Annotated in this window: 16 protein-coding genes and 1 pseudogene; 13 read left to right on the top strand and 4 right to left on the bottom strand. The window is 41.5% G+C overall.

The window, feature by feature from the left end; translation table 11 throughout:
• Window positions 1–9: 9 nt before the first annotated feature.
• Genes PHP90_RS06955 through murJ form a run of 3 tightly spaced genes read right to left on the bottom strand, consistent with a single transcriptional unit; the run spans window position 10 to window position 4,533 of the window.
• A complete protein-coding gene (locus PHP90_RS06955) occupies window positions 10–1,722 on the bottom strand; it encodes an ABC transporter transmembrane domain-containing protein (RefSeq protein ID WP_299927315.1) in 1,713 nt (570 codons plus the stop codon).
• Window positions 1,719–3,116 (bottom strand): cysteine--tRNA ligase, encoded by a 1,398-nt coding sequence (gene cysS / locus PHP90_RS06950; RefSeq protein ID WP_299927311.1) that lies wholly within the window; start codon window positions 3,114–3,116, stop codon window positions 1,719–1,721. The genes PHP90_RS06955 and cysS overlap by 4 nt, the downstream gene beginning before the upstream one ends.
• Before the next feature lie 13 nt (window positions 3,117–3,129).
• On the bottom strand, window positions 3,130–4,533 hold the full coding sequence (gene murJ / locus PHP90_RS06945; protein WP_299927308.1) for a murein biosynthesis integral membrane protein MurJ: 1,404 nt from the start codon (window positions 4,531–4,533) through the stop codon (window positions 3,130–3,132).
• Window positions 4,534–4,617: 84 nt separating this feature from the next.
• Here murJ and PHP90_RS06940 point away from each other — a divergent pair, with 84 nt between their 5' ends.
• The 13 genes from PHP90_RS06940 to PHP90_RS06880 all read left to right on the top strand — a co-directional run bounded on the left by PHP90_RS06940 (window position 4,618) and on the right by PHP90_RS06880 (window position 23,787).
• Complete coding sequence (locus PHP90_RS06940) at window positions 4,618–6,516, top strand: flagellar assembly protein A (protein WP_299927306.1); 1,899 nt, start codon at window positions 4,618–4,620, stop codon at window positions 6,514–6,516.
• Window positions 6,516–7,079: a Holliday junction branch migration protein RuvA gene (gene ruvA, locus PHP90_RS06935; protein ID WP_299927303.1), complete on the top strand. Its 564-nt coding sequence runs from the start codon at window positions 6,516–6,518 to the stop codon at window positions 7,077–7,079. Before PHP90_RS06940 ends, ruvA begins: the two co-directional genes overlap by 1 nt.
• A 15-nt stretch (window positions 7,080–7,094) precedes the next feature.
• Window positions 7,095–8,132 carry a D-alanine--D-alanine ligase gene (locus PHP90_RS06930; protein ID WP_299927300.1) on the top strand — a complete coding sequence of 346 codons (1,038 nt, stop codon included), beginning with the start codon at window positions 7,095–7,097 and terminating at the stop codon, window positions 8,130–8,132.
• A gap of 2 nt (window positions 8,133–8,134) precedes the next feature.
• Window positions 8,135–8,869, top strand: coding sequence for an alpha/beta hydrolase (locus tag PHP90_RS06925; protein WP_299927297.1), 735 nt, complete (start codon window positions 8,135–8,137; stop codon window positions 8,867–8,869).
• Between the two features lie 9 nt (window positions 8,870–8,878).
• Window positions 8,879–10,321, top strand: a complete 1,443-nt coding sequence (gene murF, locus PHP90_RS06920) for a UDP-N-acetylmuramoyl-tripeptide--D-alanyl-D-alanine ligase (protein ID WP_299927295.1) — start codon at window positions 8,879–8,881, stop codon at window positions 10,319–10,321.
• A 122-nt stretch (window positions 10,322–10,443) separates the two neighbouring features.
• Window positions 10,444–10,935: an HIT domain-containing protein gene (locus tag PHP90_RS06915; RefSeq protein WP_299927293.1), complete on the top strand. Its 492-nt coding sequence runs from the start codon at window positions 10,444–10,446 to the stop codon at window positions 10,933–10,935.
• A 238-nt stretch (window positions 10,936–11,173) separates the two neighbouring features.
• Complete coding sequence (locus PHP90_RS06910; RefSeq protein WP_299927291.1) at window positions 11,174–12,592, top strand: TolC family outer membrane protein; 1,419 nt, start codon at window positions 11,174–11,176, stop codon at window positions 12,590–12,592.
• A 60-nt stretch (window positions 12,593–12,652) separates the two neighbouring features.
• Window positions 12,653–14,833, top strand: a complete 2,181-nt coding sequence (locus tag PHP90_RS06905) for a type I secretion system permease/ATPase (RefSeq protein WP_299927289.1) — start codon at window positions 12,653–12,655, stop codon at window positions 14,831–14,833.
• Entirely contained in the window at window positions 14,830–16,167 is a 1,338-nt protein-coding gene (locus tag PHP90_RS06900) for an HlyD family type I secretion periplasmic adaptor subunit (protein ID WP_299927287.1), read from the top strand. The genes PHP90_RS06905 and PHP90_RS06900 overlap by 4 nt, the downstream gene beginning before the upstream one ends.
• Window positions 16,168–16,758, top strand: a complete 591-nt coding sequence (locus tag PHP90_RS06895; RefSeq protein ID WP_299927285.1) for a LuxR C-terminal-related transcriptional regulator — start codon at window positions 16,168–16,170, stop codon at window positions 16,756–16,758.
• A gap of 93 nt (window positions 16,759–16,851) precedes the next feature.
• Window positions 16,852–21,162, top strand: a complete 4,311-nt coding sequence (locus PHP90_RS06890; protein ID WP_299927282.1) for an Ig-like domain-containing protein — start codon at window positions 16,852–16,854, stop codon at window positions 21,160–21,162.
• A 19-nt stretch (window positions 21,163–21,181) separates the two neighbouring features.
• A complete protein-coding gene (locus PHP90_RS06885; protein ID WP_299927280.1) occupies window positions 21,182–21,826 on the top strand; it encodes a transglutaminase-like cysteine peptidase in 645 nt (214 codons plus the stop codon).
• Window positions 21,827–21,828: 2 nt separating this feature from the next.
• A complete protein-coding gene (locus tag PHP90_RS06880; protein ID WP_299927277.1) occupies window positions 21,829–23,787 on the top strand; it encodes a LapD/MoxY N-terminal periplasmic domain-containing protein in 1,959 nt (652 codons plus the stop codon).
• Window positions 23,788–23,863: 76 nt separating this feature from the next.
• Here the strand turns inward: PHP90_RS06880 and PHP90_RS06875 are convergent.
• Window positions 23,864–24,054, bottom strand: a pseudogene (locus PHP90_RS06875) (iron-binding protein); the annotation flags it as partial.

Here is a 24,054-nt window from a genome sequence, read left to right as displayed (position 1 = left end):
TTTGGTCCTTTAACTTTCTGTCAGTGTTTGGCTGAGGCGCTGATATTCTTCAGAAGAGTTCAATAGGTGCTGATGCGTCCCCTCTGCCACAATTTTTCCGGCTTTAAATACAAGGATTCTATCCGCGTCCTGAACGGTGCTGAGACGGTGTGCAATAAGGATGGTAATTTTGTCTTTGGTATATTCTTTGAGCGTGTTTTGGATTTTACGTTCCGTCTCATTATCGAGGGCACTGGTCGCTTCGTCGAGAATAAGAAGAGACGCATGTTTATAGATGGCTCTGGCAATCGCAATCCGCTGTCTTTGTCCGCCTGAAAGATTGGAGCCGAATTCCTGCATAATTGTATAAATTCCATCAGGAAGTGATTGGGCAAAGTCCAATGCATCCGCCATTGAAAGCGCTTCTTTGACACGTACTTCATCGACGGTATCGCCGTACGCTACGTTTGCTGCCAAGGTGTCTTGAAAAATATAGACCCTTTGGGAAACAAAGGCGATTTGGGAACGGAGTGAATGCTGCGTATACTCTTTCAGATTATGTCCATTGATAGAAATAGTTCCGGATATCGGATCGTAAAAACGGAGCAGAAGATTGACAAAAGAGCTTTTTCCCCCTCCGCTTTGTCCTACTAGGGCGATAGTCTCTCCTGCTTGAATGTTTATGTTGATATTGTCTAATGCTGTTTTATCTTCAAATTTAAGGGAAACTTGATCGAATTGAATCTGTTCTACAGTATCGTTTAATACTAATTTTCCATCTGTTATTTGGTTTTGAATATCGAAAATATGAAATACCCGCTCACTTGCTGCTTGGGCATCTTGTATTCTGCCTAAGATATTACTTGCCCCTTTAAGAGGTTGAAATAAAAGCGTGACAGCTGTTAAAAATGAGGTAAAATCCCCCACACTCATTGCACCGTCATAAACCTGCTTTCCACCTATAAAGACAACTGCGGCTAGTCCTACTGCTGCGATAATTTCCATCATTGGGGAAATCAATTCACTGGTATAGGCGGATTTCATATTGAGTTTGAAAAAATGGACATTCTCATTCTGAAAACGTTCCAATTCGTAGTGTTCAGTTGCATTGGATTTGATGATTTCGGAATTGTTGAACACTTCGGTCAAGCGCGTGACCATATCTGCGTTTTTTTCTTGAGAACGATGTGCAAGGCGTTTGAGGCGCTTGGTGATTTTCAGCAAAGGAAATACGACGGCCGGCATAACGATCAATGCCCAAAACGCAAGTGTTGGATTGAGAAAGATAACATAACCGATAAGAGTAACTACGGTTAGGCTTTCACGAATCAATTCAGGCATCATTGAAGAGACGAAGTATTGGATTCTATTGATATCGTTGGTGATACGGGATATGAGTTCGCCGCTGCGATTCATATAGAGAAACTGCATATCCATATTGACCATTTTAGCCAGCAGCTCTTCTCGAATTGTAGAAACGATATGCAGACCGATATAGGTATTGAACACCGATTGGATGTAACGCCCTGCCGCTTTGATCACATAAATTCCAACCATAAGCATAGGAATGATGTAGAGCATTCGGGCTTCTTTTTTGATAAACATATTGTCCATCAGCGGTTTCATAATATATGCGGTACCTGCCGTTGCAGTGACGGTCAGAATAATTCCGATCAAGACCATCAAAAATTGGAATTTATATTCGCGGATATAGGGCCAAAATCGTTTATAACTCTCTTTCATTCACGTATCTCCCATACCGTTCCCGCAGGAGTATCCATGATTGCGACTCCGAGTGCGGTAAGCTCGTCTCGCAGTGCATCGGATAAGCCGAAATCTTTGTTCTTTTTGGCTTCGGTTCGTTTGATGATAAGATCGTTGATTTTTATTTTCATCTCTTCATCCAAACCGAATTGAAAATACTCAAAGGGATTTTGTCCTCCGAATCCTAAAATCTCTTCAATTGCTGCGAGTGATGAGAGGAGATTCTGACGGTAATTTTTATCTTTTGGGTTGGCATCCAGTGTTTCATTTGCCTGCGAGATCAGTTCATCGATCAGGGCATAGGCGCGTGAGACATTCAGATCATCTCCCAATGCTTCAAGTAACGCTTTTTTGAAATCGGTTTCGATCATAGCGGCGGAAAGACCGAAAAGACGTTTTTTCAAACGATATAGGCGGTCAAGCCGCCGTTTGGAAGCGAGCAAGTCTTCTTCATTGAAATTAAAGTCACCCCGATAATGGGTACTGAGAAGATAAAAACGAAGCACCTCTCCGTCATAGGATTTAAGGGCATCTTTGAGGAAAAAACTGTTTCCCAAGCTTTTGGACATTTTTTCGCCGCCAACAGTGACAAATCCATTATGCATCCAATACGCAGCTAATTCATGGTTACTTGAACAACGGGTTTGTGCCGCTTCGTTTTCGTGATGAGGAAAAAGCAAATCGGCCCCGCCCCCATGTATATCGATGGCATATTTCCCCTCACCTTGGCGGACATAGCGTTCAATCATCGCGGAACACTCCAAATGCCATCCCGGCCGGCCGCGGCCAAAAGGAGAATCAAACGCGACACTGTCATCGTGCACCGCTTTCCAGAGGGCAAAATCGGCTTCATCCTTTTTTTCACCTACTTTTTCAACTCGGCTTATATTTTCCAAACTTTGTCGACCGCTGAGGCTGAGATAGTTCTTATCACTGGCCGTATCGAAGTAAATATCCCCGTTTGAAATTATGTAAGCATGATTTTTGTCGAGAAGTTTTTGGATCATTTCCACCATAGCATCGATGGATTCAGTCGCTTTGGGCTCTAATGTAGGGGGACGCACTCCGATTGCTGCCATATCCCGATGATAGGATAGGCTGTAGCGCTCTGCAATTTCACTTGTAGTAACCCCAAGATCACGTGCTTTATTGATGATTTTGTCATCAATATCGGTGATATTACGGGCAAAGAGAACATCATACCCTTCGGCTTTTAAAACACGTGTGAGAAGATCAAATACCAATGCACTTTTCGCATGACCCAAATGGGCGTCATCATACACTGTAGGACCACAGACATAGAGGGAGACTTTTCCTTCTATAAGCGATTCAAATTTAGATTTTGTTTTTTTCACACTGTCATAAATATACATCGTACCTCACTCTTTATCGTATCAAGTTTATCAAAAATTGATTTAAAATATAAAATACTATTCCAAGCAATGTCATACCGACAGTGAAATAGAAGATTTTTTTTGTTTTTAGAATTTCTATAAATATTCCCCAGCCTATCTCTCTTATGGTGAGGATCATCTGCACTGCACCGCCGATACTTCCTGCCAGAGCCAAACCTGCGGCTCCGAGAGGTTTCATAAGAATGAGTGAAAAAATGATATTGACAACAAGCGATGCCGCGGCTATTTTAGCCGCTTTGATATGTTTGTGCATCGCGTACAGGTACAATGAAAAGAGTTTTGCCAGTCCAAAAGGGACTAATCCTATCATGTACATCATCAAAACATCAGCTGTATTATGGGTGTCTTGTATCGTGAAATGACCCCGTTCAAATAAAAGCCATACAATCGGTTCAGATAATAACATCCCCCCCAAAACCGATATCCCCAGCAGTGTGCTGAGGAGCCAAAATGATTTGTTCAGATTTTGAAAAGCGAGGGTATGATTTTCGTTTTTGATTGCTTTGGCGATGCTGGGGAATAAAGCGGTTGTGATGGCTAGAGCGATTATGGCAAAAGGAAGCTGAAAAATTCGGTTGGCATAAAAGAGATAAGAGACAGAACCGGCAGCTAAGAAGGAGGCTAAACTCGTATCGATAAAGGAAGCGATCTGTGCGGTAGAGTTCCCTAAAACCGATGGAAAAAAGAGGCTGCCGAATTTGGATTCTTCTGCTTTGACATTTTTGTCGTTTCGGTATTTCCATCCCCCGACGAGGAGCTTTAACATCCCTTTTTGACGCATCGTATACAGATGGGTAGCCACTTGCAGCAAACCGCCGACGAGAATCGAAAAACTGAGCGCATAAACGATTGTTTTCGGATCACTGTGAGCAAATAGCATCAAAGAGGCGATCATGGCGATATTAAGCCATACTGTTGAAAAAGCGGTTGTAAAAAAATGTTCTTTGTGCTGAAGAAGCGTTCCTAGAAAAGTGACGATAAAAATAAGATCCAAATACCAAAAATTGATGGTTGTGAGAGGAGCGGTTTTGGAAATGAGGTCCGCATTCCAATCCCACGCCAACAGTTTGGTGAAAAATTCAGGAAATAGAGTTACGATGAGTGAAAAAGCGACGATAAAAAGCATAAAACGGATGAAGATGGCAACGGCAAAAACGCTTTTTTGTCGTGAAGCAATATACGAGGGCATAAAGCTTTGAGTAAATGAGCCTTCGGCAAAAATCCGTCTAAAAAGATTCGGAAATTTAAAGGCCATAAAAAAAACGTCACTCCATATGCTGGCACCCAATGCAGATGTCATTAAAATATCTCTGGCAAGACCTGTGACACGGGAAATCAGGATTCCAAATGAGTTGGAGAAAATAGATTTGAACATGCGTTATTATATGCCTACATTAAGTTTTACGAAATTTTAACCGATAAGTGATTAAAATAGGGTCACTGATGCAAAGGATCAAACATGGGGTTGTTTACCAAAGAAGGCGAACACGAAGAAGCTGCGGTGCATATAAAGCCAATCATTGTGCGTACACCCAATGTTGCCAAAGAACTTTTACAAGCTGCCCTCAATTTCAAAGTCTCTGTGCATACTCTGGATTTTAATCTTCTTGAAACTCAGACCTTTAGTAAAAAAGTGGTCGACGGACCGGCTGAAGACTGGGTCGAACTTTCATACGATGAAGTAAAAGAACTCAAAGAAGATTTCTTTTTAAATCCTAAAATAGAGCTCAAACAAGTGCATGAAATCGAAATTTTTTCGATTTTAGAGCCGACACTGTTGGACAAAATAGATATGTCCATAGGAGGAAATCCGTCTCTGTGTAAAATCTATTTGACGATTAAAGCAGGAAGTATCGCCAAGTATTACGATCAATTTCAAGACGATTTTATACGAATGGTCAATAAGAAAAAGCTTCGGGCAAATATGATGATCGGGTTATTTGATTCGATGATGCTCCAAAATCTTGGAGAACTTTTAGCCAAAATCAGAGTTTTAGGCGAATATCATTTTGAGACACAGGAACGTTTTGTAATAGGACAAAGTTATGAGCCGGTTGAGACAGTTGATGACAAACTGATTCTCCATTATGAAGCGAAACAAAAAAATCAGGATGAACACGGCCGGATTGATTATGCCAAGCGGGGTTACGTTATCAGTGCCGTTGAAAATGAACTGCTCATTGAGTATATCAAACCGAGGATGGGAGAGAACGGACGCAATTGCAGAGGGGAATTCATAACCCCAAAAGCCCCGGTTGTTAAGTATGAGCCAACTTTTTCCGTTGGGGAAAAAATCGCGGTTATTGAAACCTCTAACAGTATTGAATATCGGGCTAAAGTAGGAGGATATGTCACTTTTGAAGGTGGGATATACGATATTAAAACCGAAGTAGATGTACAGGAAATCAGTTTTAAAACAACCGGTTCAATCGATACTCAGTTGGACGCAGATGTATTTCTCAACGTAATTCAAAAAGATCCCCTTCAAGATGCGATAGGGACCGGTATGGAAGTAACAGTTAATGTAATCAATATTGTGGGAAATATTGGTGCAAATGCGAATGTTACAGCTAAAAAAGCAACCGTCGAGGGACAGGTTCATCAAAGTGCAACGATTACAGCCGATGAATTGAATATTGATATCCATAAAGGGATGGCATATGGCAAGGTTGTCAATATAAAACGATTGGAACACGGTATCGTCGAGGCAGAAAAAGTGTTTATTACTCAAGCAACCGGGGGGCAAATTCGGGCTAAAGAGATTACGATTGAGATCCTGAGTTCCAATGTAAAAATGACTGCATCGCATAAAATCGAGATCAAGAATCTGCAGGGGGGCGAAAATTTGTTTGTGATTGACCCGTTGCTGAATGAATCTGTTGACAACCTCTCGGATCAGTCGAAAAAAATGGAACAGACGAAGAATTCAATGAAAGATATTCAAAAAGAGCTCGCTGGGTATGAACGAACATGGCAAGAGAACGGACCTGTTATGGAAGATCTTAAGCGAAAACTGATTCATTACAAAAAAAACGGGATTAAAATGCCTGCTGCGTTTGTTGAAAAATATCAGCAGCACCAACAGTTTAAAGAGAAACTTGAAGAACTTCGTAATGAATTGAAAAGAAAAGAAGATCAATACGCCTGGCTAAGAGAAAAACATACAGCCCTTCAAAGTGAAATTTTTGAAGCTCGTATTATAAATCATGACCGCTGGAAAAATCATAATGAAATTATTTTCAAACTGATCGATCCTCCTATCGAAGTGATTTACATTCCTACCCATAATACGGAAGAAAATGTATTGGGGCTAGTCGAAGATGATAACGGAGAATTTTCAATAAAGGTAGTGAGTTAATGATTGTCGGTCTTGAAGGAATTATCGAATACAAAGAGCCGTCGTTGCTCCATTTGAATGTTAATAATATTATTTATGAAGTCTTTATTTCATTGCATACGTACAGTGCCGTCGGTTCGGATAAAGTACGATTGCATACCCATCATGTGATTCGAGAAGATGCACAACAGCTCTATGGATTTACCCAAAAAAGTGAAAAAATTCTTTTTGAGGGAATGCTAAAAATAAACGGAATCGGTCCTAAAGCTGCATTGGCTATTTGCTCGACCTTTACGCCGGAGCAGTTTGCGGGTATTATTTCATCTAAAGATGTCAATGCGCTTAAAAAAGTTCCGGGGATCGGACCCAAAAGTGCGGCTCGAATCATGGTAGAATTGGCCGGATTTGATGCACTTCTATTAGGTTCAGGAGCCACTGCGACAACCGCAACGACGGAAGCATCTATGGCTCTTGAATCGTTGGGATTCAAAAAAGAGCAGATAGCCAAAGCACTCAGCGCTTCAAGCGCGACAGATACGGCAACATTGGTCAAAGAAGCATTGAAACAACTCCAAAAACTTTAAAAGCAAGGAAAACAAGTGAAATTAGCCATTTTATTCGGCGGAGCCAGTTATGAACACGAAATCAGCATCGTAAGTGCAATTACAGTCAAAGAGAAATTAAGCCGTTTTGAACTGAGCTTTATCTTTTGCGATCAAGATCATAAATTTTACATGATTGACGCGGCTAAAATGAAAGCGATCACTTTTTCACGCGGCGAACATCGTAAAATGCCCCAAATCTTTCTAACTAACGGCGGATTTGAGCAGCGCGGAATGTTTGGAAGCAAAAAATATGAGATGCCGATTCTTAATCTGATTCACGGCGGCGACGGTGAAGACGGAACAATAGCTGCAATGCTCGATTTCTTTCACATACCTTTTATCGGTCCGAGAAAAGAAGCGTCAATGCTTAGTTTTGACAAGCATTACACAAAATGGTTTGCAGGTTCTCTCGGTGTAAAAACCTTGCCGTATGAGATCATTCGTAAAGATGATAAAAGAGAGATTGCAACTGCATATCCATTTATTATTAAACCTGCCCGTTTAGGAAGCTCTATAGGAGTCAGCATCGTCCGTGAAGCAAGCGAACTCGATTACGCATTGGATGTTGCGTTTGAATTTGATAATGTTGTATTGATCGAACCGTTTATGGCCGGTGTCAAAGAGTACAATTTGGCAGGATTTAGTGCACGCGGCGAGATTACCTATTCTATCGTTGAAGAGCCGCAAAAAGCCGAGTTTCTGGATTTCGAAAAAAAATATCTCGATTTCTCACGTTCAGACAAGGTGGCGGAAGCTTCAGTGTCAGAGGTGTTGGTACAGCAATTGCGCGATGCGTTTAAAACAATCTATTCGCCCTTATTTGAAGGGGCTATTATCCGTTGTGATTTCTTTGAGATCGAAGGAGAAGTGTATCTAAACGAGGTCAATCCGATTCCGGGATCGATGGCAAATTATCTTTTTGAAGATTTTAGCGGTTCGGTTCAAAAGCTTCTCGGGGCATTACCGGATAAAAAAGCGATCAAAGTGAATTATGATTACATCCACTCTATTTCTCAAGCCAAAGGGAAATAAGCGTGGCAGTTAAAACGGTTCAATACAAACAGCATACCTTCTCGATTAGTTACGAGATACTCAATCCGAGTGCGCATTACGATATTATTTTTCTCCACGGATGGGGATCTCATAAAAATTTGATGAAACATGCATTTGGGCAGCATCTTCACCAATTCCGTCATATTTATATTGATATGCCGGGATTTGGTAACAGTACCTGCAATATGACCTTGACAACAGAAGATTATGCCAATATATTAGAGTCTTTTATCTCCCAGATTGATGCAAGCAAAGCGATTATTCTGGGGCATTCGTTCGGGGGCAAAGTTGCGACACTTTTAAATCCCGAGCTTTTGGTACTGGTTGGTTCGGCAGGGATTTTGGTACCAAAACCGTTTAAAATACGGGCTAAAATTTTTCTCTTCAAGATACTGAAATTTACAGGACTTACCTCGCTGCGTCGCTTTTTTATTGCGCCGGATGCTCAGGGGCTTAGTGAACCGATGTATGAGACATTCAAACAGGTTGTCAATGAAGATTTTACTGAAAAATTCCGTGGCTTTAAAGGCAAAGCCTTGTTGTGTTTCGGTGCTCAGGATACGGCGACACCGTTGTGGACTGCGCATACCATAGCTGAACTGATACGTGACTCCCGTGTCGTTGAGTTTGACGGTGACCACTATTTCTTTTTAGAACAGGGCGGTAGCGTGGCCAAAGAGATCGAAAATACGGTTTTAAAAAACTTAGAACATTAAGGGATAATAATGGATTTCGGGCAAACTTTTGCGTTTTTAACAAATATTATTTTTGTTATGACATTGGGGTGGTATCTGATTACCAATCTTCAATGGTACGATTACCGTATAGAGCGTGTAGTACTGCGCCATCATAAAACATGGTGGCATATTGTCTATTTCATAATACCGTTTGTCTCCTATTACGTTCTGGGCGATTTTTTTTGGATCTTTTTTTATTTGCTTATTATCCCGGCCATACTGATGTGGCATCTGAAACTGGATAAAAAGCTGGTGATGACATGGCGTGTAAAACGATTTTTGATCCTCCTTTTTTCCGTTACGCTTTTGTTGAATTTCCTTTTAGCCTTAAAAGAAGCGAGCCAAACATACAGCGTTTTCATTCCTCTCGTAATCGCCTATCTCGGTTCATGGGGAATTGAGAAGTTTTTATTTACAGCATACAAACGCCAAGCAAAACAAAAAATTGCTTCGATGCAGGATTTAACGATTATCTGTGTCACGGGAAGTTACGGTAAAACTTCAATGAAAAACTTCATTGCTCAGGTTTTAGGTCAAAAATTCAATGTGTATGCGACGCCGCGCAGTGTCAATACGCTCGGAGGCATTATTCGCGATGTGAACGAATCATTGCCGGCATATGCTCAGGTCTATATCTGCGAAGCAGGGGCACGCGAGGTAGGGGACATTTATGCCATTGCTCAGCTGCTGCATCCTCAAATTGTAGTCGTCGGCAAAGTCGGTCCGCAACATTTGGAATATTTCAAAACGTTAGAGCGGATACAGCGAACGAAACTTGAAATTATTCAGTCAAATCGCCTCAAACGAGCATTCGTCCACACTTCCGTGACGAATGAACCGCATGAAAAAGTAACTTTTTTCGGAGACGATATCCACAATTTGGTTGCAACGCTGGAGGGGATCGATTTTGATTTGAACGTAGAAGGTTCAGAACGTCATTTTCATACGTCTGTTTTAGGCGGATTTCAGACGATTAACATTAATGCGGCGATTTTGATCGCTTCCGAAATGGGAATGAAGGGTGATGAAATTGTTTCTGCGGTAGAAAAGCTGAAAAGTGTCGAACACCGTTTGGAACGGATTGATGCTGGCGGAAAGATCATTCTGGATGACGGGTATAACGGCAACATTGACGGGATGCTGGAAGGGGTACGTTTGTGTTCACTCCATACAGGACGTAAAGTGATTGTCACTCCTGGGCTCGTCGAGAGTACGGAAGAACTCAACGGTGAGCTGATCAGTGCGATCAACAAAGTGTTTGATATCGCCATTATTACCGGATCATTGAACGCGGTACAATTTGATAAAGAGTTAACGGTTGAACAGAAAATTATGCTTTCCGATAAATCGCAAATGGTAAAAACACTAGGCGAAGTCACAAAAGCAGGAGATATCATTCTCTTTGCCAACGACGCGCCTAACTTTATTTAAAACGCAAAATGAGCAAAGCCCCTTTTGCTACGCCAACGCTGTGTTTTCCTCGGCGGAAAGCCCGCGCACGCTTGCGTGCTATTTGTCACGCTAAAGACTTGCACTAAAAAGGAATAAAGCCGATGGAAAACATTTTATATGCCCCTTGGCGAAATGATTACGTATCCGGCGAAAAAATTGAGGGGTGCGTTTTCTGTCATATCAGTACCCATGCGGAGGATGATGTGTCACTTCATGTCCTTTATCGCGATGAACATTGTTTTATCGTGATGAACCGCTATCCCTATACTCCGGGGCATTTTATGATTATTCCCCACTGCCATACCGATTCCCTCGAATCTCTCGACCCGAAAGTCTGGCTTCATATTACGGCGCTGGCTCAAAAAGGGGTACAAATGCTCAAAGAATCATTCGGTGCTCACGGTGTTAATTTGGGAATGAATCTTGGGCGTGCCGGAGGGGCAGGAATCGCTGAACATATTCATCTTCATTTGGTTCCGAGATGGGAACGCGACACCAACTTTATTACATCCATAGCTGAAACACGGGTCTATTCGACCGATTTTGAAAAGATTTTTTTGAGACTTAAAGAGGTTGCAAAAAACTATTTCTGAATTTAAAGATTCATATTTTATGTGACGTAAAAATGTGAATAAAAAGTAAACAACTTGTAATACATAGGTAATAAACTGAGCCGTTTAAATCATAATTTTACATTTTTCTGATATAACTAAAGCAAAATTTATACAATAAAATTGCCATAAAGTGTTGTTTGGTGACATTTTGATGACATTTGAATATTATAATTACATTTAAATATTCAGGGCAATTGAATTTATGAGGAGTGATAAAATGTATGGCCGTAAAGTTTCGAAATCAAAAGTTGCTGTTATCTTGTCTTTGTGCGCATTTTCGGCATTGCAGGCATTAACGTTGCAAGAGGGTGTAGATGAAGTTCTATCAACTCATCCGGTAGTGCAAGAGAGATTGCATAATTACCGTGCAACATTGGAAGATTTACGCATTACCGAAGCACAGTATCTTCCGACACTGGATTATACGGGAACAGTTGCTCGTGAGAAGACCAAATCTCCAAGCACATTGCAGCAAAGCCGTTCATTGACTTCGTATGAACACTCTCTCCAATTAACTCAAAACCTTTTTAACGGTTTCGGTACCGTGTATGAAGCCGATTACAACAAAGCCCGTATTTTGGCGGCGGCAAACCACTATATTGAAAACGCCAACGATGCGGCTTATAATTTTACTAATAGCTATATCAATGTATTGAAAGCGCGTGACTTGCTCGATATCGCCAAAGCAAATGTAAAGTTTAACGAAGACATCTATACTAAAGTCAATAAACTCTACGGAGCCGGCATAACAACCCGTTCAGAATCCGAAAAAGCGGATACCTCTCTTTCATTAGCCAAATCAAATTATGTTGTCGCCCAAAATAATCTTGATGACGCTCTGTTCAATATGGAACGTATTCTCGGTCGCCATGTCAATGCTGATGAATTGCAAAAAAATAATTTCGTCGGAAGTATCCCCGCATCATTAGAAGAGATGAAAGCTTTTGCTCGAACCCATAATCCGTCTGTATTGGTAAGTGAATACAATATTAAAGCGGCAAAAGCGGAACGAGATCTTTCCAAGAAAAATTACTATCCTAAAATCGATGCATTTGCCCGTCAAAGCTGGGCAAACGATATCGGGGGATTGGATGGGCATGATGATCGGACAAAATTAGGACTTACCCTTTCATATAATCTTTATCGCGGCGGTGCAGATGAGTCTCAAATCCAGAAAAATTTGAGCAAAATTTACCAAGAGAAAGAAAATAAACGCGAAACTCTTCGTAAGTTGGATGAGCAAGGTGAGCTTTCATGGTCCGCTAAAAATCATTTGACCGAACAGCTTGTACATCTCAAACGTTACGAAACGACCAGTGCTAAAACGCTTGAGTTATATCAAAAAGAGTATGATTTGGGCCGACGAACGTTGTTGGATCTCTTGGTTGCACAAAATGACCATGTAGCGGCACAGTCACAAATCGTTCGAGCAGAAGATGATCTTCTTTTTGCAAATTACCGTATTCTGGACGCAATGGGCTCAATGGTACAGAACGTCTTAGGTTCAAAAGCCGATTCTTATACCCAAAAAGTAGGTTTAAAAGTCATGGATGATAGCCTGGATAATGACAATGGAATCGATAACCTGATTTTTGCAGATCGTCAGAATGATAAATACAAACGAGATAGTGAATAATACTTCCTTTATTTCACCAATAGTTTAGGTTATTGTATTTCAAGATGAAGGTTAATGGGAATGAGTGAGGAATTAGAAGGGCGAATTGCCGATCCGGAAGGTGCGGCATTCGGCGTCGATCCGCTATTGCAATGTTTGGTGTTTTTTACACAACTGTATCATAAGCCTTTTACTGCTGAAGCCTTAATGGCAGGATTGCCTACTGCTCCATGGGGCGGTGCTCTGCATCTTTACAACTTAAAATCTTCCAAAGGTCTTTTCTCCCGTGCGGCAAGCCGTGCAGGTCTCAAAAGCACTCTTGTAAGTCGAGAACTTTCCGATATTTCTCCATTGCAATTACCGATGATTTTATTATTGAAAAATTCGCATGCTTGTATTTTGGACTCTATCTCAGCAGATCGTAAAACCTGTAAAATTATCCTTCCTGCGGAAGAAGCGATTGAAGAGACGGTACCGTTTGAGACGTTAGAACAAGAATATACAGGTTTTGCATTCTTAGTTAAAAAGCCGTTCGTTTATAACGATAGCGATTCATTGACTTTGAATGTTAAATACAAACATTGGTTCTGGGATACGATTAAACTCTCTAAGAATATATATCGGGATGTTATATACGCTACGGTGCTTATCAACCTTTTTGTTTTAGCTACTCCTCTTTTTACGATGAGTGTTTATGACCGAGTTATTCCGAATAATGCGACTGAAACGTTATGGGTATTTGCTGTCGGAGTATTTGTTGTTTACATTCTGGATACGTTTTTGAAGTTTACACGTGCGATGTTACTCGAGAGTGCCGGTAAAAAGAGCGATATTATCATGTCATCGATTATATTTGAAAAAGTACTTGATCTAAAAATGGCATCCCATCCAAAATCGGTGGGATCGTTTGCCAGCAATCTAAAAGATTTTGATTCAATCCGATCGTTTTTAACGAATGCGACTATAACGGCACTCGTAGATTTTCCGTTTGCCATTTTATTTTTATTGGTGATCGGATATATCGGCGGATGGATGGTCGTTATCCCCATTATAATGATCGCACTGATTGTCAGTTATGCCTTCTTTATTCGGGAACCTTTGAAAGAAAGTATTGAAGAGAGTCATAAAGCTTCGGCTGCTAAAAACTCTATTCTTATTGAAGCGTTACAAAATATTGAAACGCTTAAAACATTAGGTGCAACGGGACAGGTACAGTGGTTATGGGAAGAAGCTACGGGTGAAATCGCTCAAAAAAGCTTGAAATCACGATTACTCTCGACGTCGATTACGACGGTGACGGGGTTCATGACGCAGCTTACTACAGTTTTATTAGTCATTTCCGGCGTATATCTGATCGGTCTGCATGAACTTACTATGGGGGGATTGATCGGTATCATCATTATTTCCGGGCGTGCTGTTGCACCGATGGGGCAAGTCGCAGCCTTGATTGCCAATTATTCAGATGCCAAGTCGGCTTATGATGTATTGGAAGGTATTATTTCTCAGCCTACGGAACGTCCTCACGGTAAGAAGTTTATTAATCGATCGACACTTAAAGGGGAAATTGAGTTTAAGAATGTGAATTTTGCGTATGAAGAAGCGGATCACAATGCCCTTAATAATGTTTCTTTTAGGATTAAACCGGGTGAAAAAGTGGCAATTATCGGACGTATCGGTTCAGGGAAAAGTACCATATCCAAACTCTTACTGCATCTTTATGAGCCAACAAACGGATCGATCTTATTGGACGGTATCGATATCAAACAAATTGATCCGGCGGATTTACGTAAGAACATCTCTTATGTATCACAGGATATTATGCTTTTCAAAGGAAATGCAAAAGATAACATCGCCTATCGTTCTACACGCGTAAGTGATGAGCAGATGATTCGGGCTTCGGTGATTTCAGGAGCCGATGAATTTATCCGTAAGCACCCTAAAGGATATGAAATGCCGATCGGTGAACGGGGAATGGGGCTTTCAGGCGGCCAGCGTCAAAGTATCGGTATCGCACGTGCATTGTTATTTGAATCTCCTATTGTTATTATGGATGAACCGACCAATGCTATGGATCAGTTGAGCGAAAATCGTTTGATGGCCAATCTGAAAACGTATTTGCAAGATAAAACAGCCATATTGATCACCCAAAAAAATACCGTTCTTCCTCTGGTTGATCGAATTATCGTAATGAATGAAGGACAAATCTATTTAGACGGTCCTAGAGATCAGGTATTGGCGAAACTTTCAGGAGGTGCTGCATGAGTGTAAAAAAACGCTTTTCATTTAATGCCAATGATTATCAATTCATGCGCAGTCTTTCAGCAGCCGTGTTGGAAGATACCCCTTCACGTTTGCGTTCTGTCCTCCTTTTTTGGATTATTGCGGTAGTGTTTTTTCTTTTATGGGCAGGGCTTTCACCGATCGATGAAATCGTTCGAGGGGATGGCAAGGTTATACCCGGCGGAGAAAACCAAATGATCCAACATCTTGAGGGTGGGATGCTTAGTGCTATTTTGGTTAAAGAAGGGCAAAGAGTCAAAGCAGATGATGTTCTTTTACGCGTTGATAATCTAAAATCTTCTTCGACCTATGAAAGTTCTCAATACAAAGCTGCGGAACTACGTGCGAGACTGGTTCGTCTTCGTGCTGAGGCAAGCGGCAGTGCTTTTTCTCCGAGCGCTGATGATTTGGCAAAAATTCCGATGCAGATTATGCAAGAGAGAAGCCTTTATCAATCCAATCTTTTAGGACTTCAATCGCAGCTTGCCGGTTTGAACGATCAATTAACGCAAAAACAAAATGAAAAGCTTGAAGCACAAGGACGTATTGCAGACCAAAAACGTGCCCTGCAATTAATCAAAGAAGAGGTAGCGATCACGGAACCAATGGTAGTTCAGGGGATTAAACCTAAAGTTGAGTTTTTAAAGCTACAGCGGGATATGAGCGATATTAGTCAAAATTATAATGCCTTAATCGCTTCAATTCCTCGAATTAATGCAGCAATGGATGAAATACGGAGTAAGATCCGTGAAACACGTTCTGCCTATACTACCAAAGCACAGCTGGATCTCAATCAAGCTGCAACGGAATATAAACGTGTCGGTGCAGAGAGTTCAGAATTAGCCGATCAGGTTACCCGAACGGTTATTAAATCTCCTATCAACGGTATTGTTCAAAAAATTTATGTCAATACAGTCGGTGGGGTTATTAAACCGGGCGATAATTTGATCGAGATTGTTCCGACTGAGGGGGGATTATTGGTCGAAGCGAAAGTGAAACCTTCAGATATCGCCTTTATTTACCCCGGTCAAGATGCGATTGTTAAAGTAACTGCGTATGATTTCTCTATCTACGGTTCATTACGCGGAAAAGTTGTAACGATCAGTCCCGATACGGTAACTGACAAAAATGATAATGTATATTACATTGTAAAGATCCAAACAAATAAAAAATATCTCGGGACTAAGGCAAAACCTCTCAAAATTATCCCGGGGATGATGGTCAATGTTGATATCGTTACAGGTCAAAAAACGATTTTACAATATATTTTAAAACCGATTTTAAAAGCAAAACAATATACGTTTACGGAGCGATAAATGAAATTGTATTTAATATCGAACGACATTACGTTAAGATCAAGATGGATCGGTATTCTTAGCAGTTTGCATCCTACTACTTTGTCTGAATTTTCGTTAGAGATACAATCTCCTTCTATCGTTATGATAGATGATAAGGTTTTAGCGGATATTTCAGAAGAAACTCTTGAACAGTTTTTTAAAAACCGTGTAATGGTTCTTTCCATGACCCCGAATTTTGTAGAGGCACAGAGATTTTTAGCCCTGGGTGCGATGGGGTATGGGAATGCCATGATGCACGGATCACATCTATATTCAGTTTACCAAGCTTTGGAAGAGGGAAAAATTTGGCTTCACCCTGATTTTATTACTCTGATGATCTCACAAATGCAGAATCGCAATAACCTAAAAGAGAAATCACTTGAAATACTGGATGCACTGAGCAAGCGAGAACGTGAAGTGGCGCTAATGCTCGGTGATGGTGCAACGCATCAGGAAATATCGGATACATTGGATATTACGGTACGAACGGTAAAAGCTCATGCAACGGCTATTTATCAAAAACTCAATGTCAAAGATCGCTTAGCCCTCTCTTTGCTTCTCCACTCCTAGTTTTTTCTCTAATTAGTACCTTAGTACAATAGTATTGTTTTTTTACCTGCGCTACAATTGAGAATATAAAATTTCTCATTTGAGGGGATTGCTATGGCACGAATTATCGGATATGTAAAATCTTTTGAACACGGTACTTTTTTCGTTAAAGACGCTAAAGGACACACGCATCAGTTAAAAGCAGGTGAAGCTATTCATGAAGGCGAACTTGTATACGGTGCGAAAAGTAATCCAAATAATGCACAAATCGTTATTGATGTAACGCTTCAAGGTGCCGGTGATTTAGTGATTGCAGGCAGTGGTTCTCTCCACTTCGATACATCATTGCTCAAAGGTATATTTGTTCATGATGATGCTGTTGTATATGTAAACTCGGTAAAGGACGCTTTAGCATTAAACGGACATACTGTTCACAATGGTGAAACCGATAACAATAACCCTGATGTAACACATGGTGGAGAACAGGGTAAAGATGATGAAACGGCTGCCGGTAATGCGGTAACGGATACGGAACATACGGGTGATACCTTCGATCTTCGTGACGGTTTGACACAGGACGTAAGTACGACTGTAAATGATACGGGAACAAGTAGTACCAGTAGTACAGTCAGTGAATCAATAGTGGTTAGTTTTGTTCCACCGACAATTACTGTCTTTGTTCCGAGTAATACCAGTGATACAACACCAACTATCATCGGAGCAAGTAACCAAGTTGGGGGAACAGTAACACTGACTATAACAGATTCAGAAGGTGTTGTACAAGTTATAACTACGGTTGTAAAAGCGAACGGTACCTATAGTGCAGATGTACCAAACGAATTGGGAGAAGGAACGTTTACTGTTGATGCGAAAGTAAGTGATGCCGTAGGAAATATTGCAACTGCGACGGATAGTGGCAATATTGATTCAAGTGCACCGGTTATTACGGTAGATGCACCGGAAAATATCAATGATAATACTCCGACAATTATCGGAACAAGTGATGAAATCGGAGCTACCGTTACATTGAAAGTGACTGATTCTGAAGGGAATGTTCAAACTCTTCAGGCGACGGTACAAGAAGATGGGACTTATAGTGCCGACGTACTTCAAGAGTTGTCTGAGGGTACATATCTTGTAGAAGCGTTTGTTAGTGATGCCTTAGGTAATACTGCAAATGCCAATGATAACGGTGATATCGATACCATAGCTCCAATTCTTACGGTGGAGGCTCCGGACAATACAAATGACAGTACGCCTACAATTATTGGTTGGAGTGATGAACTGGGTGGAACAGTTACTTTAAAAATAACCGATTTTGAAGGGAATGTTCAAACGGTTCAAACGACGGTAGGTCATGATGGTAGTTACAGTGTCGATGTACTTTCTCCATTGGCAGATGGATCATATACTGTTGATGCAAGTGTAAGTGATTTAGCTGGGAACAGTACTAATGCTAATGACAATGGCAGTGTAGATACGGTTCCTCCTAGTTTGACAGTTACTGCCGCAGATAATACAATTGATAATACTCCGACGATAAGCGGAACGAGTGATGAAATTGGGGCAAAGGTTACTTTAGCTGTAACAGACGCTGAAGGGAATGTACAAATTTTAGAAACAATTGTTCAATCAGATGGCACATTTAGCGTTGATATTCCAGATAGCTCACCGTTGGTACAGGGCTCATATAGTGTTGACGCAACTATCAGTGATAGTGCTAATAATATGTCTTCCGTATCAACACCTATAGTTATTATCACTGAAGATATAAATAATGACGGAATACTCACTAATGATGAAATAAATGGCACAGTCGGGGTTACGGTGATGTTACCGAGTGGCGCAGTAGAGGGAGATATTTTAAATGTAACAGGGCAAACGCCGATTACCCTTACCGCAGATCAGATTACGGCTGGCAGTTTGACGTTCGAATACGATGCATTAGCTGATGGAGCATCATTAAGTATTTCTGCTACAATCACTAATGCAGCTGGAAATGTTTCTGGAACAGGAAGTGATAGTGCAACGGATGACCTTAACGATGCGCCGACAGTTGTGGTTACGGTTACGGCGACACCGGTAGAAAACAGCGCTGCTGCGGGCGATCCGATTGCGACGAGTGCAGGGCATGATGAAGACGGAGATACTCTAGTCTATAGCCTTACCAGCAATCCAGGTAGCGTCTATGCGATCGATCCGGCAACAGGCGATGTGACCTTGACCCAAGCAGGAGCAGATCTTGTAAACGGCGGGGGCGACTTGCCAAAAGTGGAAGTAACGGTAACGGATCCATCGAATGCGACCGGAACCGACAGTGAAGCGGTAGCGGCGACGACGCAAACGAACGATGCGCCGACGCTCGACGTAACAGCAGCGGCTGCATTTAATGAGAACGATGCGGTTGCAGGGACAGTGGTTGCGACCTTCACGGCAGCAGACGAAGAAGACGGCACTCCAACGGTCGACTTCACAACCGGCACCAACAGCGAGGGGTACTACGCGATCAGCGGAACGGATGTTGTCTTGACGGCGGCCGGAGTGGCTGCGGTCAATGCAGGGACAACCCTTCCAGATGTAAGCCTCACTGCGACCGATAGCGGTGGGTTAACCGCGGATGATAGTGCTACACCGACCTACAATGCTCAAAACGATGCACCGACAGTTGTGGTTACGGTTACGGCGACACCGGTAGAAAACAGCGCTGCTGCGGGCGATCCGATTGCGACGAGTGCAGGGCATGATGAAGACGGAGATACTCTAGTCTATAGCCTTACCACCAATCCAGGTAGCGTCTATGCGATCGATCCGGCAACAGGCGATGTGACCTTGACCCAAGCAGGAGCAGATCTTGTAAACGGCGGGGGCGACTTGCCAAAAGTGGAAGTAACGGTAACGGATCCATCGAATGCGACCGGAACCGACAGTGAAACGGTAGCAGCGACGATAGCTGTAGCTGATATTCCAAATCTAAGTCCTATAGCTGACATCAATGTACTTAATGAAGGTGCTACTCTCATTTCTACAGGTGCCAAAGACGTTGTTGTTAACCAATATGATATGGGTGCAGGTGTGTCTCAAGCCAATTTGGAAGCTGAGTTAGGTTTACCGGCTGGTTCTTTGGATAATCGTTTTGATCCAACGGGTACAAATGTAAATGATCCCGGATATGTGGATATTATGGACGGTAAGACAACCCAGGCTAATTACGAAATGACTTCAGGTATGACTGTGTCATGGGATTATACACTTAAAAATGGAGAAGATCTTCAATCAGAAGTCGCAAAAGGATTTAATGACCAAGTTATATTGGTTGTTACCGATCCAAACGGAGTTAAATCCTATATTATGGTTGATTCATCTGAAAGTAAGTTTCCGAATCAAATAAACAATTCTTCTTACAGTTATACTGCTACGATGGATGGTAAATATACGTTTGACTGGTTAGTACTTAATAGCGGAGATACCTGGAAAGACTCTTCTTTAGCGCTTTCAAACGCTAATTTTGTAGTGGATGGCATTGCCTATAGTGCACCGATTGCACTAACTGCTTTGGCTTCAGCGGCATCTTTAAATGATACGGACGGATCAGAAACGTTAAGTGTAATGATTTCAGGTATCCCGAGTGGTGCGATTCTTTCAAATGGTACAGACAATGGTGACGGTAGTTGGACATTGACAGCGGACCAATTAGCCAATCTCTATATTTTACCGCCGGATAATTACACTGGAACACTTGATCTTACAGTTACAGCGACTGCCACTGAAAGTAGCAACGGCGATACGGCAAGTGTAAGTGAAAACTTCAGTATTACGGTAAGTGAAACAACATCAACGGTTACGACAGGGACAGAAGGAAATGATACCCTTCATGGAACTGGACAAAATGATTTGATTCGCGGATATGCAGGAGATGATACAATCACCGGTGGTAACGGTAACGACATGATTTTCGGAGGAGCCGGAAATGATTCACTTGACGGTGGAACGGGAAGTGATGCCTTGTATGGAGGTGTCGGCAATGATACTCTGGTATTTGATGCAGCGGACAGTGTAATCGATGGTGGAACAGGCACCGATTCACTGATTTTACTCACTGGTACTAGTATTGACTTCAGTGCACTGGACAGCAGTAAAATCAGTAACATTGAAACGATTAATTTGAGCCAGAATGGAGATCACACTCTAACGAACCTCTCTTATGCCGATGTTATTAATATGACGGACAGTAACCATACCTTGACGATTCTTGGAGACAGTGCAAACGACAAAGTACAATTGACTCAGACTGATAGTTGGTCTCATAGCGGAACGGTAACTGAGTCCGGTCATACATTTGATGTCTATACATCGAATGGTGCAAGTGCTACCGATCCGACAGTAACGGTAAAAGTTGAAACTGTCATAACTGACACGGTTATTTAAAATTACGTTATCATAAGGGATGCGAAATACGTTTACCCTTTTCTTCATCATGGCGGCAATTGCCGCCATTCTTCTTAGCTCTCCCGAATATTCTATTGCCAAAGTTTTTTTAGACAAGATTGAAAAAGAGTATGGCCCTTTTGCCGTACGGAGAGCTATTGCATTGGTTCAAATGATGAATGAGGTCAAAGATGCGGATGACATGGAAAAAATGGAAAAAGTGAACGATTTTTTCAACCAAACCCCTTATGCATCGGATAAAGAGACGTGGGGTGTCAGTGATTACTGGGCGACTCGGTATGAGTTTATCGGAAAAGACAGAGCCGATTGTGAAGACTATGTAATCGCTAAATATTTTACCCTCAAAGATCTCGGTGTCCCGACTTCGAAACTGTTTATGACGTATGCAAAATCATTGAGGTTTAAAACAGCTCATATGGTTCTAACCTACTATGCAACACCGCGTTCGGTTCCGTTGGTACTGGATAACTATAACTATAAAATTCTCCCCGCAACACAACGTGATGATTTGGTTCCGATTTACAGTTTTAGCGGTGATGAGCTGTTTAATGCCAAACAAGCCCAAATCGGTAAAATGGTTCCGGCTGCAACACGTCAAAGGCGTCCGTGGGATGAACTTATAATTACTAAACAAAAGGAATAACGATGAGCTTATTTAAACAACTGGTATTGATGCTCGGACTCTTTTTAGGAGTCATTTTAGTCTCCGTGATGATGCTAAATTTTAGAACAGCAACCGAATTTGTCCAAAATCAGCTCTATACTGATGCCAAAAATACGGCACATTCGTTAGGACTTTCGCTCTCTAAAGTTGCCGATCCCTCCGATACGTCGACGATGGAAACGATGATTAATGCTATCTATGACAGCGGGTATTATCAACAGATTCGTTTGGTCGATATCGATGGCAAAGAAGTGTACAATCGTGAGAGTGATATGCGTGTCAGCGATGTTCCTCAATGGTTTATCAAAATGGTACCGATCCATAACGCAAGTGCAAAAAGTGATATTATGATGGGGTGGAACCGTTTCGGTACTCTCGAAGTCAGCGGTCATACGGGAAATGCATACCGACAGCTCTACTTAACCCTGATCGATTTGATTAAGACATTTTTGATTATCGGAGCGGTTGTATTTCTCTTTCTTTATTTGCTTCTTTCCCTCAGTCTTCAATCTCTTAAACGGATTCGAGAACAGGCAAAAGCGATTATTGACAATGAATTTATTATTGAGAAAAAAATCCCTTTCACCACTGAATTTCGATCTGTTACGGTGGCGATGAACGCCATGGTAGCAAAGGTAAAAGATATTTTTGAGAGAGAAAACGAGACGTTACGCCGTTATCACGAACTTCTCTATAAAGATGCGGAAACAGGTCTCTATAACCGCCGTTATTTGACCGCAAAACTTCCCGATTATCTTCAATCGGATGCGCTGTTGTCATCCGGCATCTATGTCATGGTGAGTCTGGATGAAATTGACCGCTTGAAACGAGAATGCGGGTATGAGCAATATCATAGATTAATCATTGGATTGGCTAAAGAATTAAATACTCAAATGGCCCCTTTCCCCCATACTCTGATAGCAAGACTCAATGAAAGCGACTTTTTTATAGCGATTCCTGCGATTGAAATGGGTCTTGTTATTCATCAGATTGAAAATCTTATGATGCATATGCGTAAGATTATGACCGATATCAATACCGAAATTCCAGAGTATTTGACAATAGGGTGCGGAGTAGGCTCTTACAGTGAAAATGATACACTGAAATCGCTTTTCTCCCGCGCCGATCATGCGGTAATACAAGCCAAAATTCAGGGCAATTTTTCGATTGATATTAATCATGAAAACGATGAAACATTGGTATTGGGACGTGAAGAGTGGCGCGAAGAGCTGCTCAAAAGTCTGGATGAATCACGTATGCTATTGGCTTTCCAAAGTGCCGTGGAACAGCGTGGTGAAGAGCTGAGTGTTCTGCATGAAGAGATATTTTTACGATTATTGGATCGCGAAGGGACGATTCATTCGGCAGGCTATTTTATCCCTGTCGCGACCAGTTTGGGTCTGATTGATACCCTTGATCGTTATATGGTTGAAAAAGTTTTGAGCCATATTAAAGAGCAAAATCCTATTACCCCGTTAGCGTTGAATTTGAGCGGGGATTTTGTAAAAAAATATGCCAATATTCAATGGTTGAGAAGCCAACTGGAAATATTTCACCGTCAGAGCGATTTGCTCTTGTGGTTTGAAGTGAGTAACAATACAGCACTTCATGAACTTGAAGCGGTGTTGGCACTCAGTGCGATGATAAAAATGTACGGGTATCGTTTCGGAATCGATCATTTTACGATCCCGGAAGCAGGTGCCTACTATCTTCAAGCCATTCGCCCTGATTACATCAAAGCTAATAGTGCTTATTTGCAAGATATGATTTTCGATAAAGAGACCGGGAAAAGCAGAGAGAGTTTCAATAATGTCATCCGGAGTCTGGGTATCTCGATTATTGCTATAAATATCGAAGAATCGAAAGAGGTAGAGAGTCTCAAAGCTCTCGGAATTGAACGGTTCCAGGGATCGTATATTGCCCCTGTAGCATTACTATAGTTACTTACCCTTTTTACGGGTAAGTACAAATGCAAAAAGTGCCACAACTGCTAATAGTATATAGATATTACCTTGTTCAACCATTTAGTTCTCCTAATAATTTTTTCATTATCTCGATGTGATAACTTTCCTGATAATTGATAAACTCAAAAAATGCAGCGAGTTTTTCATCTGTGATAGACGCAGAGAGTTTTCGGCACTCTTCTTTTGCGCTTTCTTCATCCATTATCCATGAACGGAGAAATTTTCCCATATCAGTAATTTCAT

Source organism: Sulfuricurvum sp. (assembly GCF_028712165.1).
GTDB lineage: Bacteria > Campylobacterota > Campylobacteria > Campylobacterales > Sulfurimonadaceae > Sulfuricurvum.
The sequence above is the reverse complement of the archived record's forward strand: the minus strand, read 5'-3'. Positions and strand labels throughout refer to the sequence as shown.